At 42.0% G+C, this 14,370-nt stretch carries 9 protein-coding genes and 1 pseudogene; 4 read left to right on the plus strand and 6 right to left on the minus strand.

Annotated elements, in window-relative coordinates; all coding sequences use genetic code 11:
• Nucleotides 1–136: 136 nt before the first annotated feature.
• The 6 genes from rodA to purH form a co-directional block, all read right to left on the minus strand.
• Nucleotides 137–1,399: a rod shape-determining protein RodA gene (rodA, locus tag V5804_RS02690; RefSeq protein WP_369589825.1), complete on the minus strand. Its 1,263-nt coding sequence runs from the start codon at nt 1,397–1,399 to the stop codon at nt 137–139.
• Nucleotides 1,392–3,380, minus strand: a complete 1,989-nt coding sequence (gene mrdA, locus V5804_RS02695) for a penicillin-binding protein 2 (RefSeq protein ID WP_369589826.1) — start codon at nt 3,378–3,380, stop codon at nt 1,392–1,394. Before mrdA ends, rodA begins: the two co-directional genes overlap by 8 nt.
• Nucleotides 3,380–3,895, minus strand: a complete 516-nt coding sequence (locus V5804_RS02700; RefSeq protein ID WP_369589827.1) for a rod shape-determining protein MreD — start codon at nt 3,893–3,895, stop codon at nt 3,380–3,382. Before V5804_RS02700 ends, mrdA begins: the two co-directional genes overlap by 1 nt.
• Nucleotides 3,892–4,719 carry a rod shape-determining protein MreC gene (gene mreC, locus V5804_RS02705; RefSeq protein ID WP_369589828.1) on the minus strand — a complete coding sequence of 276 codons (828 nt, stop codon included), beginning with the start codon at nt 4,717–4,719 and terminating at the stop codon, nt 3,892–3,894. The genes V5804_RS02700 and mreC overlap by 4 nt, the downstream gene beginning before the upstream one ends.
• 95 nt (nt 4,720–4,814) lie before the next feature.
• Complete coding sequence (locus V5804_RS02710) at nt 4,815–5,837, minus strand: rod shape-determining protein (protein ID WP_157565918.1); 1,023 nt, start codon at nt 5,835–5,837, stop codon at nt 4,815–4,817.
• 81 nt (nt 5,838–5,918) lie between these two features.
• Nucleotides 5,919–7,445: a bifunctional phosphoribosylaminoimidazolecarboxamide formyltransferase/IMP cyclohydrolase gene (purH, locus tag V5804_RS02715; RefSeq protein ID WP_369589829.1), complete on the minus strand. Its 1,527-nt coding sequence runs from the start codon at nt 7,443–7,445 to the stop codon at nt 5,919–5,921.
• An 851-nt stretch (nt 7,446–8,296) separates the two neighbouring features.
• Here purH and V5804_RS02720 point away from each other — a divergent pair.
• From V5804_RS02720 to V5804_RS02735, 4 genes and pseudogenes are all read left to right on the plus strand, one after another.
• The gene (locus V5804_RS02720; protein WP_369589830.1) at nt 8,297–11,395 is read left to right on the plus strand and encodes a SusC/RagA family TonB-linked outer membrane protein; all 3,099 of its coding nucleotides are present in this window, start codon (nt 8,297–8,299) and stop codon (nt 11,393–11,395) included.
• An 18-nt stretch (nt 11,396–11,413) separates the two neighbouring features.
• On the plus strand, nt 11,414–12,916 hold the full coding sequence (locus V5804_RS02725; protein ID WP_369589831.1) for a RagB/SusD family nutrient uptake outer membrane protein: 1,503 nt from the start codon (nt 11,414–11,416) through the stop codon (nt 12,914–12,916).
• A gap of 15 nt (nt 12,917–12,931) precedes the next feature.
• Nucleotides 12,932–13,948, plus strand: a complete 1,017-nt coding sequence (locus tag V5804_RS02730; RefSeq protein ID WP_369589832.1) for a LamG domain-containing protein — start codon at nt 12,932–12,934, stop codon at nt 13,946–13,948.
• Between the two features lie 158 nt (nt 13,949–14,106).
• A pseudogene (locus V5804_RS02735) lies at nt 14,107–14,370 on the plus strand (hypothetical protein); the annotation flags it as partial.

Consider the following 14,370-nt stretch of genomic DNA (forward strand, 5'->3'; position numbering starts at 1 on the left):
AACTAAGCCCAATGCTTCGAGCCGGTTTTGTCATGCCGAACTTGTTTCGGCATCCCACATGATTGGTTTTACCTTCATAAGAGATCCTGAAACATGTTCAGGATAAGAGTTCAATGCTTCTTTTACCAGGCAAAAATTAGATAATCCCCATCCGGTTGGCATCCAGTTTGAGCAGGATAAAAATCAAAATCGTAAAACTCCACAACGATGATCCGCCGTAACTGATTAATGGCAAAGGGATTCCGATAACCGGTACCAGGCCAATCGTCATGCCGACATTGATAAAAACGTGGAAAAAGATGATGGAAGCCACACCGTAGCCATAAATCCGGGAAAAGTTGGACCGCTGCCGTTCGGCAATAAAAATAATCCGAAAAAGTAAAGTGAGGTAAATCAGCAAAACGGTCAGGGTTCCGGCAAAACCCCATTCTTCGCCAACGGTACAAAAAATAAAATCGGTACTTTGTTCGGGCACAAAAGAAAACTTAGTTTGCGTGCCTTTTAAATAACCTTTTCCCCACAGTTTGCCCGAACCAATGGCAATTTTAGATTGGTTTACGTTATAGCCAATGCCGCGCAGATCAGTTGTGATGCCCAGCCATTCATCAATACGTACGGTTTGGTGTTGTTTCAGCACTTTGTGGTACAAAAAATTCACGCTGAAAATGAGAACAACAGACAGCACAAAACCGACTGCAACGGTAATAATCATAGTTTGGTTCCGCTTAAAAAAATAAATCAAAAAAGCGGCAATGATGACCAAAACGCCGATTAAATAAGTGGGGCTGACCAATAAAGTAAGGATAAACAAAGCAATAACCACTGCGGCAGTTATCAAAAAAAGCGGCGAAACACCTTCGCGGTACAGTACGAAAATAAGCGAACAAAAAACCAAAGTTGAGCCGGCATCAGGTTGTAAAATGATGAGGACCATCGGGAAAACGATGATGGCGGCAGCAACAAAAAACGATTTGGGATCGGTTACGCGGATGTTGGTTCCGCTGAGGTAACGTGCCAATAGCAGGCAGGTGGCAAATTTGGCAAATTCGGAAGGCTGCAAACGAAATCCTCCGCCGAGGGAAATCCAAGCCTGGTTTCCGCCTACGTTTCTTCCAATCACCAAAACCAAAACAAGCAACAGCACAACAATGCCATAAACAGCCGGGGCCAGGGCGCTAAAAAAGCGGCTTTCCATCAGCAAAATAACGGTAGCCAGCACCAAAGCCGAAATGATGTAAATAAACTGCTTGCCGTAGTTGGTGCTTAGGTCAACAATGCTGGGATGCGTTTCATCAAAAATGGCCGAATGGATATTGAACCAACCGATGATGCAAAGGGTAAGGTAAAGCGCAACCGTAAACCAATCAACATTAAAAAAGAAGCTGCGCTGGTTATTCATTTTCCTTTCTTTTGATGGTCAGGGCGGCTAAATGGATTTTTGGCAATGGTTTTTTGCCGCTGTCGCGTTTGATGCTTTTTTTATTGCTATCAATCTGGTTCTTTTTCAGCGAATCTTTGGGCAGCAATTTATTATTTGGCTTTTGGATAGCGCCAGGGAGCGGGGGCATTAAACTGGCTTCCATGTATTTTTTAGGGTTGATGCCGGAAGGGCGGCGGCTCAGTGTGTCTTTCAGGTATTTTTCTACGATAAAAGAAGCAATGGGTGCGGCCCAGGAGGCGCCTTGCCCGGCGTTTTCTACCACCACAGCAATGGCAATTTTAGGATGATCACGCGGGGCAAAAGCAACAAAAACAGAGTGGTTTTCGCCATGCGGGTTTTGCGCAGTTCCGGTTTTGCCGCACATTACAATTCCAGGAATGCGTGAAGCTGCTGCTGTTCCGCGATCTACCACGGCCTGCATCCCGTTGATAACCGGTTCGTAATAAATGGAATCTATACCAACGTTAATTTTCTCTTTAAACTCTGGTTTGATAACGTCATTATCGCCAATACCTTTAATTAAATGCGGGCGGTAATAAAAACCCCGGTTGGCAATGGTGCATTCGATATTGGCCATTTGCAGCGGCGTTGCCAGCAACTCGCCCTGGCCGATAGCCAGCGAAATAATGGTGTTTGCGCGCCAATGGTTTTTACCGTAAATACGGTCGTAACGTGCCGGGGCAGGTACCAATCCTTTTCTTTCATTTGGCAGGTCAACATCCAGTTTTACACCAAAACCAAATTTATTGACCTCGTTTTTCCAGCTTAAATAAGTCGCCGTAGTTTTATTGGCACCGTTTTGATTGATCAGCTTGTTAAAAACATTACAAAAGTAAGTGTTGCAGGAACCTTCGATCCCGTAACTTAAATTGGTAACACCATGGTGATGGGTGCAACCTACCCAATGGCCGCCCGCCTGATAGCCGCCAGCACAAAAAAAAGTAGTTTGTGGCGTGATGATCCCTTCCTGCAAGGCAATCAAAGCACTTAACGGTTTAAAAGAAGAGCCGGGCGGATAGTAAGCTTGGATCGGCCTGATCAACAACGGGCTATAAGGGTTTTTGTACATTGCCGAAATGTTGTTTCCCCGTTCGCGGCCTACCAATTCATTTGGATCATAAGTCGGACTGCTTACAAAAGCCAAGATTTCACCGGTTGAAGGTTCAATCGCAACAATACTGCCTACTTTGTTTTGCATCAGTTTTTCGCCCAGCTTTTGGATGCGGATATCCAAAGAAGAAATCAGCCTTTCTCCGGCCACGGCTGCCGTGTCATATTGGCCGTTCATGTATTTCCCTTTAGGTATATTCCGGGAATCAACCAGTAAATTTTCTACACCGCGCTGTCCACGCAAAACACTTTCGTATGCTTTTTCTACCCCGCTAAAACCAATGTAGTCGCCGGGATTGTAATAACCGTTGGATTTTTCGATGATCTTATCGTTCACCTCACTGATGTAACCCAGAAATTGTGCGGCACAAGAATCAGGATAGGTGCGAACCGAACGCTGTTGCACAAAAAATCCCGGAAACTCAAATAAGTGTTCCTGAAAAGAATTGTACAATTTTGCCGAAACCTGCTTTTCAAAAATTGACGGCCGGAAATAAGAGTAAGTTTTAGCCTTTTCCCAGCGCTGGTCAAATTCTTTTTTGTCCAGTTGCAGCAACTTGCAAAATTGCAGCGTATCCAAATCATGTACTTGTTTCGGGATCACCAAAATGTCGTAAACGTGTTCGTTTTGCACTAAAATTTTGTTGTGCCTGTCCAATATCACCCCACGTTCCGGAAATTTTACAAACCTTCGGATCACATTGTTTTGTGCAAAAGCAAGGTATTTATCATCAATAATTTGGATGTAAAACAGACGGCCAATCAGCATGAGCATAACCACGATGAAAATGCCCATAACTACGTAGCGCCTTTCGAAAAAACTATTCATTAACGTACTTTCTTTTTGAAAAACATTAAACCGGATATTAACATTAAAAGTACCGTAAATATTGTACTGAAAACAACCCTCGTCAACGTAAACAGGATTTGCGAGAAATGAAAAGATTCGAGGTTAAGCAGAAAAAAGTGGTGCAAAAACGTCAGGATCAAAGCATATAAAAAAAACCAGCGGAAACCCATTAAGCCTAAAGTTGGTTCCGGCTCGTTGTCAAAACCTTCTTTTTGTACGGTGATGCTGATAAAAATGATACGGACATAAGCCAGAAGCACGCAGGAAGCCGCATGCAAGCCCGGCGTATCGTAAAAAGCATCAATGGTAATGCCCAATATAAAAGCGAGTGCATACAACAGGAAATTTGGAATATTGAACGGTAAAAGAAGTATGAACAAAATATAAAAATAGGGCGTTACCACCTGATAAAGCGATATGTTTTTCAGCAAAAAAACCTGTATAAATACCAGCACGATAAAACGCAGCAGGTTGTAAATGATCGTCCTGCTCATTGCTTTTCCTGCGCCTCCAATGCTTCTTGTTCTTTCGCCAGTTTATTGGTAACCACATATACGTATTGCAAGTTGCTAAAGTTGACAGACAAGTTGACCTCAAAACCTGTTACGTTACTGCTGTTTTTGGCATCCAGCCTACTGATATGGCCAAGCATCGTCCCTTCCGGGAAAAGCGAGTAACCGGACGTAACCACCGGCATCCCAACTTTTATTTTCACCTGCTTCATAATGTTAATCAGCATGGCTTTGGTAGGGTCGAGGTTATTGTCCCAAATTAAAGAACCCACGTTGTTAGAATCGGCAAGCATGGCACTGATGCGGGTATTTTCATGCAGCAGCGATTGTACGGTTGATAAATTAGGGCCGGTATTGATAACGATACCCACCACGCCCGAACTGCTAATCACGCCCATTCCTTTGGTAATCCCGGCATTGCTGCCGCGGTTGATGGTGAGGTAATTGTTCCTTCGGTTAAAAGAATTGTTGATTACCCGCGCCGCAATGTAACTGTACTGCTGTTTGTAAATGGTATCCGCTACTGTTTTTACCGAGGAAGAATCTACATAAAAAGAGGATTTTAACTGGTTGCGCAAACGGGCATTTTCCCTGGCCAAACTATCATTGGTGATGCCCAGTTTAAAATAATCGGTAACCTGGTCTGCTTTAAGGTAAATATTGCCAATTACTTCATTTGATGAACTGATAAAAGTAGCTTTTTGAAAGTCGTTGTACTTTACAAAAATAACCAGGGAAGTAACTTCAAAAATGATAAATAAAAAAAATGCGTTGTACTTCGAAATAAAAATCAGGAGGTTACGCATGGAAATAAGTTTTAAGTTCTAAGTTCTAAGTTGTACGTTTTAAGTTGAACGCAGCCGACAACTTATCACTTAAAACGTATCACTTAATACTTCTTTTATTGCATTAAAAATTTAAAACTTCCGATGTTTTTTAAAGCCGTTCCTGTTCCGCGGACTACAGCACGCAGTGGGTCTTCGGCAACGTGTACCGGCAGTTTTGTTTTGGCCGCCACACGTTTGTCCAATCCACGTAGCAAAGCACCGCCGCCGGTTAAATAAATGCCGGTTTGGTAAATATCTGCCGAAAGCTCTGGCGGCGTAATTTCCAAAGCTTTTAAAATCGCTTCTTCAATTTTAGAAATTGATTTATCCAAACAATGTGCAATTTCGGTATAAGAAACGGTGATTTGTTTGGGCACGCCGGTCATTAAATCGCGGCCTTGAACGGCGAAATCTGCCGGCGGATCTGCCAGTTCCGGTAAAGCGGCGCCAACTTCAATTTTAATTTTTTCTGCTGTACGATCGCCAATCATGATGTTGTGCTGGCGGCGGATGTATTGCACGATGTCTGAATCAAAGTTATCTCCGGCAACACGGATAGATTGATCGCAAACGATTCCCGAAAGTGCAATCACGGCAATTTCCGTTGTTCCGCCACCGATGTCAATAATCATATTGCCCATTGGTTCTTCCACGTCAATCCCAATCCCAACGGCTGCGGCCATCGGTTCGTAAATTAGGTATACTTCTTTTGCCCCTGCAATTTCAGCAGAGTCGCGTACGGCACGTTTTTCCACTTCGGTAATTCCGGAAGGAATGCAGATCACCATCCGCAATGAAGGAAAAAACCAGCCTTTGCCTTTGTTGATCATCTTGATCATACCGCGGATCATGTGTTCCGAAGCATTAAAATCAGCAATTACACCGTCTTTTAGCGGGCGGACGGTTCGGATATTATCGTGGGTTTTGCCTTCCATTTGCATGGCCTGGCGCCCGATAGCAATTATTTTGTTGGTGGTTCGATCAAAAGCAACGATGGAAGGTTCGTCCACCACCACTTTGTCGTTGTGTATAATCAGGGTATTTGCAGTGCCCAAGTCAATGGCAATTTCCTGCGTAAAGAAGTTAAATAGACCCATTTGTTTTTAAATCAGTATTAGCTGCAAAGTTTACGAAAAAATGTGCTATAAAAGAATGTGTGAACAGTTTTATCGTGGGGATTAATGTTTAAAATGACGTACGCCCGTAGTTACCATTGCAATGTGCTTTTGATTGGCCATTTGGATCGAATCCTGGTCTTTGATAGAACCGCCGGGTTGTAAAATGGCTGCAACCCCTGCATCGGCTGCAATTTCCACACAATCCGGAAAAGGAAAAAACGCATCTGAAGCCATCACAGAACCTTGCAAATCAAAACCAAAAGCTTCAGCCTTCGCAATCGCTTGTTTCAACGCATCCACACGCGATGTCTGGCCAACGCCGCTGGTTAGCAGCATACTGTTTTTAGCCAGTACAATTGTGTTTGATTTGGTGTGTTTCACAACTTTATTCGCGAAAAATAGATCTTTCAGTTGCTGTTCTGTCGGTTGTATTTCGGTAACGGTTTGCATTTGTTGCGGGCCTTCAATCACCAAATCTTTGTCCTGCTCAATCACACCGTTTAAAAGTGTTTTAAATAATTTTGAAGGAAGTTCGATTGGTTTACGCAGCAAAATGATCCTATTTTTTTTTGAAGTTAAGATTTTTACAGCCTCTTCCTGGTATGCCGGCGCAATTAAAACTTCAAAAAATAATTTGTTGATTTCTGTTGCCGTTGCCGCATCCACTTCGCCATTGGTAATAATCACGCCGCCAAAAGCAGAAACCGGATCGCAGGCCAAAGCAGCTTCCCAAGCTTCCGAAATGCTGTTTTTACTGGCAATTCCACAAGCGTTGGTATGTTTTAAAATGGCAACGGTTGGCTCTTCAAATTCATCAATCAAAGCAACGGCGGCATCCACATCTACCAAATTATTGTACGATAGCTCTTTGCCGCCTAATTTATCAAAAAGCTGGTTTAAATCGCCGTAAAAAACGCCTTGCTGGTGTGGGTTTTCGCCGTAGCGCAACGTTTGCGCCGGTTCGATGCTTTGTTTGAAAATTTGAAGCGGTTCTTCCCTGTTAAAATAATTGAAAATGGCCGAATCGTAATGCGAAGAAATATGGAAAGCCTTGCGTGCAAACGCTTTACGTTGTGCCAAAGTCGTTTCTCCGTTTTGTGTTTTTAAAATATTTTCAAGTTCGTTGTAGTCGTTTTTGGAGGTGATGATCGTAACATCTTTAAAGTTTTTTGCTGCTGCGCGGATAAGGGAAATGCCGCCGATGTCAATCTTTTCGATAATGTTGGCCTCGGAAGCGCCGGAAGCAACGGTTTCTTCAAAAGGGTACAGATCCACAATCACCAGATCAATCTCCGGGATTTCATATTCCGCGATTTGCTGCTGGTCGCCTTCGTGTTCACGCCGGGTTAAAATGCCGCCAAAAATTTTAGGGTGCAATGTTTTTACACGTCCGCCCAAAATGGATGGATAAGAGGTTAAATCTTCTACCGGAACAACCTCAACACCTAAATTTCTGATAAAAGTTTCTGTGCCGCCGGTGCTGTAAATCTGTACGTTTAGACGGTTTAGTTCCCGGATAACCGGTTCGAGGTGATCCTTGTAATAAACAGAAATTAATGCATTTTTAATTTTAACGGGCTGGCTCATGGAAACAGTAAAATGAGCCGCAAAGGTAAAAATTTTAATGTTTTGTTAAAGGTTTTAGGGCGATAAAAGAAGTATGGGGGAGATTGGTACAGGGGTTTTTATAGATGAAAAAAACTGCGAACCGTTTGACTTCTTAGGCTTGCTAAGCTATAATTCAAAAAGATTAATCACAAATTCTAAAGCTTAGTTTTACCATACTGTTTTTATCACCCTAAAAACAGCATGGCCTTGCTTCGGCTTCTTCAACACCTGTTTAATCAGTTAAAGTAATACTGATACAATTAATGATTTTGCTTTCCTGGCTATAATAGCCTGAAAAGCAATTAGGACCAGTTTGAATTTCTGCCAAAAAAATTTATAATACTTCTTTTATGCCTATAAAATCTGTGTTTGCATTTTATACTGATACAAAAAGCAAATGGAGGTTCGATGCTTTTTATGTGGTAAAAGAAGCATAGAAAATAAACCTGACATGACAAAATTTAAACAAGCCCTTAATACAGAAGGAAAAAGCATCGAGCTGATTATTAAGCTTAAATATTGATTATTGAAGTATTAGAAAAAAATATTGAAAAAGAGTCAACCGAACTTGAAAAGCATCATAAAAAATATTAAAAAATTTGCTAAAACAGTTTAGTGTTTGTAGGTTTGGATAACCAATTAATTTCTAAGCCATGATTTACTGTTTTTGCCATCGGGCACCTTGTCCGTATCTTAATTATTTACAAAAACTTACACCTCAGGTTTCAATTCAAATTTCCCGGATAGTTATTGATGCAAAAGGAAGGGACTGTTCGGCGTCCAATATCCTGAACGCTATTTAATATTCAACATACTATAAATGATTTTTTATGCTAGATTTTACATTATTTACAAAATGGAAAGCTGTAACAACCTGCATTTTCCTTTTTTTATTTATCACATTTAGAAGCAATGCACAGAGCAAAACTGTTACCGGTAAAATAATTGACAGCAAAAGCAATGAAACGCTTATCGGTGCAACTGTACAAATAAAAGGTACAACAACAGGCACCGCTACCGATTTGAATGGAAACTTTTCGATCCAAGCAAGTGAAGGCGCTTTGCTCGAAGTTAAAAGTATCGGTTATACAACGGTTACAGTACCTGTTGATTTGAGTGGCCCAATGCTTATCAAATTAAGCCCAACAAATACTGCCTTAAACGAAGTATTGGTTGTGGGTTATGCAACGCAACGGAAAGCAGATTTAACAGGTGCCGTATCCAGCATAAAAAGCAGTGATATTGCAAGTTTACCGGTAGGAGGAGCCGACCAGATTTTGCAGGGAAAGGCGGCAGGCGTAGCGGTTACACAATCCACAGGTGCGCCGGGCGATGCCATTAATGTGCGGATACGTGGTGTTGGGACCATCAACAACAATAATCCCCTTTATATTATTGATGGCATTCCTACCCAAAATGGCATAAACGAAATATCACCTAATGACATTGAAAACATTAGTGTGCTAAAAGATGCATCTTCAGCAGCTATTTATGGTGCAAGGGCGGCAAACGGGGTTGTTATTATTACCACTAAAAAAGGTAAAACCGGTCCGCCGAAAGTAATTTTAAACGCTTATTCGGGTGTGCAAACTTCTCAGCATTTGATAAAAATGGCCAATACCAGCCAGTATGTTGCCGCATATAATACTGCTGCAACAGCAGACGGAAGGGCACAAATACCGGCAAGTGTAATAGCCGGCCTGCCTGATGTAAACTGGCAAAAAGAAGTATTAAAACCAGCTCCGATCAGCAACATACAGTTTGGCATAAGCGGCGGAAGTGAAAATACAACTTACATTGTTTCTGCAAATTATTTCGCACAAAACGGTTTAATAAAAAATTCATCTTTTGACCGCCTTAACCTGCGTACAGCTATTAACAGTAACATATCTAAAATATTTACGGTCGGCACAAATATAAACCTGGGTTATTCTAAAAACCGCCAGGTCGGTACATCCGGTGATGGTTTTGGGGCAGGAAACCCCGGTGCAAGTGTAGTTCGTTATGCTTTGTTCAGAACCCCCGCAACACCTGTTTTTAACCAGAACGGCCAATATGTGGATATTCCGAATCATCCTGAGTTTTTTGGTGACGGATTAAACCCGGTTGGTTTTGCAGATAATTATAACCGCAACTTTAACAATTATTCGTTATTAGGAAATGTTTATTTAGAAATCAACCCCATCAAAAACTTAAAAATAAGAAGTGATTTTGGCACCAACTTTTTGATTTCTGACTACAAACAATTTTTTGCTACCTGGGGGATTGACCGTTTTTTAAATTCGCCAAACAGTTTGGCACAATCCAATACCAACCAGTTTGATTACAACTGGACAAACACCGCAACTTATAACCTTACCCTTGCAGAAAAACATGTATTTACTTTTTTAGCAGGATCAGAACTGGTTAAAAGCAATACCCAGGCGTTTGGTGCTTCCCGTACCCAATATTCAGATCAAAGTTCTACTTTTCAATACTTAGACAATGGTTTGGGGATTCAGCAAAATGGTGGCAACCAAACACATTGGGCATTATTTTCTTTATTTGGCCGCATTAACTATGCTTTTAACGATAAATATCTTGCCACCGTAAATTTCAGGCGCGATGGCTCATCCCGGTTAGACCCGCACAACCAGTATGGAAATTTTTATGGCGGATCGTTAGGCTGGCGAATTGACCAGGAAGAATTCATGAAAGATGTTAAGCCAATCTCGCTGTTGAAGTTAAGGGCCGGTATTGGCCAGTTGGGCAACCAGGAAATCGGGAACTATAGTTATGCTACTTTAATATCAAGTGCCGGTTATTATCCTTTTAACGGAACCGGTAATCAGGGCAATGCAATCAATACATTAGGAAACCCCAACGTGAGGTGGGAAACCAGTACACAAACAGATGTTGGTTTAGACTTGGGCCTATTTAACAGCGCTTTACAAATTTCGGCTGATTACTTTATAAAAAACACCTCGGGCATGTTGTTGCAACCTGCCCAGCCAACCAGTGCAGGAAGCGCGGCAAGTGCTTTTGTTAATGCCGGCTCTATGCGCAACCAGGGTTTTGAGTTAGAGGTCAATTACCGGAACAGCATCAGTAAAAAATTAAAATACGCTATTATTGGCAACCTGGCCACTATCAAAAACCGGGTTACTTCTTTGGCTGGCGGTTCTCCTTTAGTGGGTGGCCGTATAGATAATAATTATTACGCTACCCAAACTGCTGTTGGCCAGCCAGTTGGTTCTTTTTATTTGTTGCAGCAGGAAGGGATCTTTCAAAACCCGCAGCAGGTTTTCACCCACGCCTATCAGGGCCCGGGTATAAAACCCGGCGATGTAATGTTTAAAGATATCAGCGGCCCGAATGGAAAACCGGACGGTATAATTGATGAATATGACCGTACTTATGTTGGCAGCCCTATTCCAAAACTTACCTATGGTCTAACTACAAATCTTTCCTATTCCGGATTTGACATCAGCCTGTTTTTTCAGGGTGTGTATGGCAACAAACTTTATAACCAGGTCAACACGGATATCGAAGGGTTTTACCGGGCTTTTAATATTACAGAGAGGGCAGCAACCGAAAGTTGGAACGGAGAAGGCAGTACCAATGAATTCCCACGTCTGTCCTGGAATGGAGCAACTAATAATAAGCGGCCTTCAACGCGGTTTCTGGAAGATGGCTCTTATCTCCGTTTGAAAAACGTTCAGTTAGGTTATACTATCGGAGACCAGCTTGTAAAAAGGTTAAAAATCTCTTCGGTCAGGTTTTTTATAAGTGCTCAAAATGTATTTACCGTAACTAAATATACAGGCATTGACCCCGAAATATATACCAACAGTAATTCCAGCGGCGATGGTGTGAGGGCTGTGGGCATTGATTGGGGAACTTATCCTTCTGCCCGTACCATTACAGCCGGTGTCAGCGCAAATTTTTAACCTCCAAAACTTTAAAAAATGATAAAGAAACATATAATGATAGCAGGCAGCTTACTTTTTTTGTTTGTTGGTTGCAAAAAAGCATTGGTACAACCGGTGCTTGGCACTTATCAGGCAAGTAATTATTTTACTTCTGTTGCAAATGCAAATGCGGCAGTAAACGCAGCCTATGTTCCGTTAACTTTTACAGATGCTTTTGCCAACGAAATTTGGGTGCTTGGCGATGTTGCTTCTGACGATGCTGTTAAAGGCGGTTTACCCGGAGACCAGGCAGATATTGATAACATTGACAAGTTTAATATCCTGACCAGTAATGCTGCTGTTGAAGCCGTTTGGGGCAGGTATTACGATGGTGTCTCTAAAGCTAATTTTGTACTGAGCGGATTAACTGATGAAAACAAAGCAGTACCGGATGCAAATAAAGCGGCTATCAACGGGCAGGCTAAGTTTTTAAGGGCGTACTATTATTTTCAGCTTACTATTAGTTACGGCGATATTCCCTTACGCTTAGCCGTTGCCACTGCTGATAATTTGCAGGCACCGGCAGTACCGCAGGCACAAATTTTTGCACAGATAGAAAAAGATTGTACAGATGCGGCAGCGGCACTTCCCGTAACCTGGACTGGTGCAGATCTCGGCCGTGCCACAAAAGGTGCTGCATTAGCTTTACTTGCCAAAACTTATTTGTTTGAAGCAAAATATGCATTAGCTGCGCAAACAGCACAACAGGTTGAGGCATTAGGTATTTATGACCTGACGCCTAAATTTACCGATAACTTTAATGCCGGTACAAAAACAAATAAAGAAGCCATCTTTTCCATCTGGCATACTACAGGTTTAAGCCCTAAACAAGGAAATGCCATGAACCAGGCATTTGCGCCACGAGGAACGCTAAATGGTTATGGTTTTTTTCAGCCTACGCAAAGTTTGGTTGATAACTTTGAAAAATCAGCAGCAGGGGTTGATGATCCAAGGTTGTATTATACCGTTGCCCGTTCCGGCCACCCGTACTTCGATAGTCAGTTTGACCCAAGTTGGACCGCTACCGGATATCTCACCAAAAAACAGATACAACCGATTTCTGAAATCCCTACATCTGTTAAAGGCGATGGCAACTTAAATGTTGAAGCCATCCGGTTTGCTGATGTATTACTGATAGAAGCCGAAGCACTTAACGAAGCTGGCAATAGTGCAGCAGCTTTAACCCCTTTAAACAGGATCAGAAAACGCGCGCGCGAAAGTTATTTGTATGATAATTCTTTAACCGGGTTTGGTACTGTGCCCACTGGTTTGCTGCCGGATATCACAACTACCAGCCAAACCCTGCTTCGGGATATTATCCGCCGGGAAAGACGATCTGAATTGGCGTTAGAGTTTGGGCGTTTCTTTGATATCATCCGTTATGGCAGTGCTTATGCGGCAACCGCTTTAAAAGACCAGCCTAACTTCAACTTCAGCAACAACAAGTTTTTCCCTATCCCGCAAAGCGAGCGTTCTACAAACAAGTTATTAGGCAAATAATTAAACTCATAAGCCATGAAGATTGATATCAAATATTTAAGTTTTTTAATGTTGGCGGCCGTGCTTTCATTCAGTTTTTTTGCCTGTAAAAAAAGCACCAACCAGGTAAGTTTTAATGCCGATAAAAGCAGTATCAGTAAAACTGTTGATTCGGCCACTACATTTTATACCAGTTCTGTAGAAGGTAAAAGGGCCGGCAATTATTCTGTAGGTTCCCGTACAGACCTAAAAACAGCTATTGATCTGGCCACTGCTGTAAAAGGTTCGGCTCAATACAGTCAGCAGGAAGTAGATAACGCAACCGCTAACCTGCGCCGTGCAATCATAGCTTTTCAATCCAGGCTGATACAGGATGTTTCTGCCGCTAACCTGATTGCACAATGGAAATTTTCCGGAAATGCAAACGACGCATCCGGCCACGGCCACAACGGAACTTTGATGACCGGCTATACCAGCAGTGGTTCTTCACCTGTTGATGGCAATACGCTTCCGCAATTAATTAATGACCGGTTTAACCAGGCCAACAGCGCTTACAATTTTCAAAACGGTGCCAACATTGAAGTGCCTTACACCATAGATCTAAACCCTAAAGAGTTTACGATAAGCATGTGGGTAAAACGCCATGAAACCAATCCTGATAATTACATGTTTTCCCTAAACACTTACAATGGGTTTAAATTTCAGTTGCAAGGCGCCAACTTCCTGTTTTTAACCATCCATGCAGATAACGGTTATCATGATGTGGACAGCAACCCAGGCGTAGTACCGGCAGATGTATGGACTTTTATTGCTGCATCTTACACCAACGGCACCATGAAATTTTATGTAAATGATAAATTAGTAAAAACTGCCGCCGTAACCGGTACACCTGTTACTTTAGATTCTCCGGTAAACCTGGTTATCGGGCAAAGTTTACCAAAAAGCCAGTTTGGTTCCTCTTATTTTAAAGGTTCGATGGATGATATCCGTTTTTACAGCCGCGCTTTAACCGATGCCGAAGTACTTTCCATTTACACTACCGAGCAACCTTGATTTTTATGTGGTAAAAGAAGCATTTTGCTATCTACAATAAAATATTCATCCACAATCAAGGAATATTTTTTATTTTACAGAGACTGATTTTTAGGTGATAAAAGAAGTATCACTTTAAGTTATAAATTGACCGGATAATAATAAAGAAACAAATGTTGATGAAAAAAAAGATTGCAGCAATCGAAATTTTATTCCTGTTGTTTACCGCTGTAACTGCATTTGCCCAAAACCAAAAGGCTAATGTTTTGCCGGCTTGGGCTTTTGGCGGTTTTAAAAGGCCGGCCGGCATAAACCCGATAATCTCCCCTGATCCCGGCGCCATGTTTATGGACCCGATCCTGAAAAAAGCCGTTGCCTGGGAATCCAACGATACTTTTAACCCGGCAGCAGCAATTATCAATGGTAAAGTTGTGGTTTTATAC

Source organism: Mucilaginibacter sp. (assembly GCF_041088075.1).
In the GTDB taxonomy this organism is placed as follows: Bacteria; Bacteroidota; Bacteroidia; order Sphingobacteriales; family Sphingobacteriaceae; genus Mucilaginibacter_A.

Bases quoted from the DNA above. Each gene is read 5' to 3' on its own strand.
- mrdA (WP_369589826.1), bottom strand. From the start codon at position 3,380: ATGAATAGTTTTTTCGAAAGGCGCTACGTAGTTATGGGCATTTTCATC.
- mreC (WP_369589828.1), bottom strand. From the start codon at position 4,719: ATGCGTAACCTCCTGATTTTTATTTCGAAGTACAACGCATTTTTTTTA.
- rodA (WP_369589825.1), bottom strand. From the start codon at position 1,399: ATGAATAACCAGCGCAGCTTCTTTTTTAATGTTGATTGGTTTACGGTT.
- purH (WP_369589829.1), bottom strand. From the start codon at position 7,445: ATGAGCCAGCCCGTTAAAATTAAAAATGCATTAATTTCTGTTTATTAC.
- V5804_RS02720 (WP_369589830.1), top strand. From the start codon at position 8,297: ATGCTAGATTTTACATTATTTACAAAATGGAAAGCTGTAACAACCTGC.
- V5804_RS02700 (WP_369589827.1), bottom strand. From the start codon at position 3,895: ATGAGCAGGACGATCATTTACAACCTGCTGCGTTTTATCGTGCTGGTA.
- V5804_RS02730 (WP_369589832.1), top strand. From the start codon at position 12,932: ATGAAGATTGATATCAAATATTTAAGTTTTTTAATGTTGGCGGCCGTG.
- V5804_RS02725 (WP_369589831.1), top strand. From the start codon at position 11,414: ATGATAAAGAAACATATAATGATAGCAGGCAGCTTACTTTTTTTGTTT.
- V5804_RS02710 (WP_157565918.1), bottom strand. From the start codon at position 5,837: ATGGGTCTATTTAACTTCTTTACGCAGGAAATTGCCATTGACTTGGGC.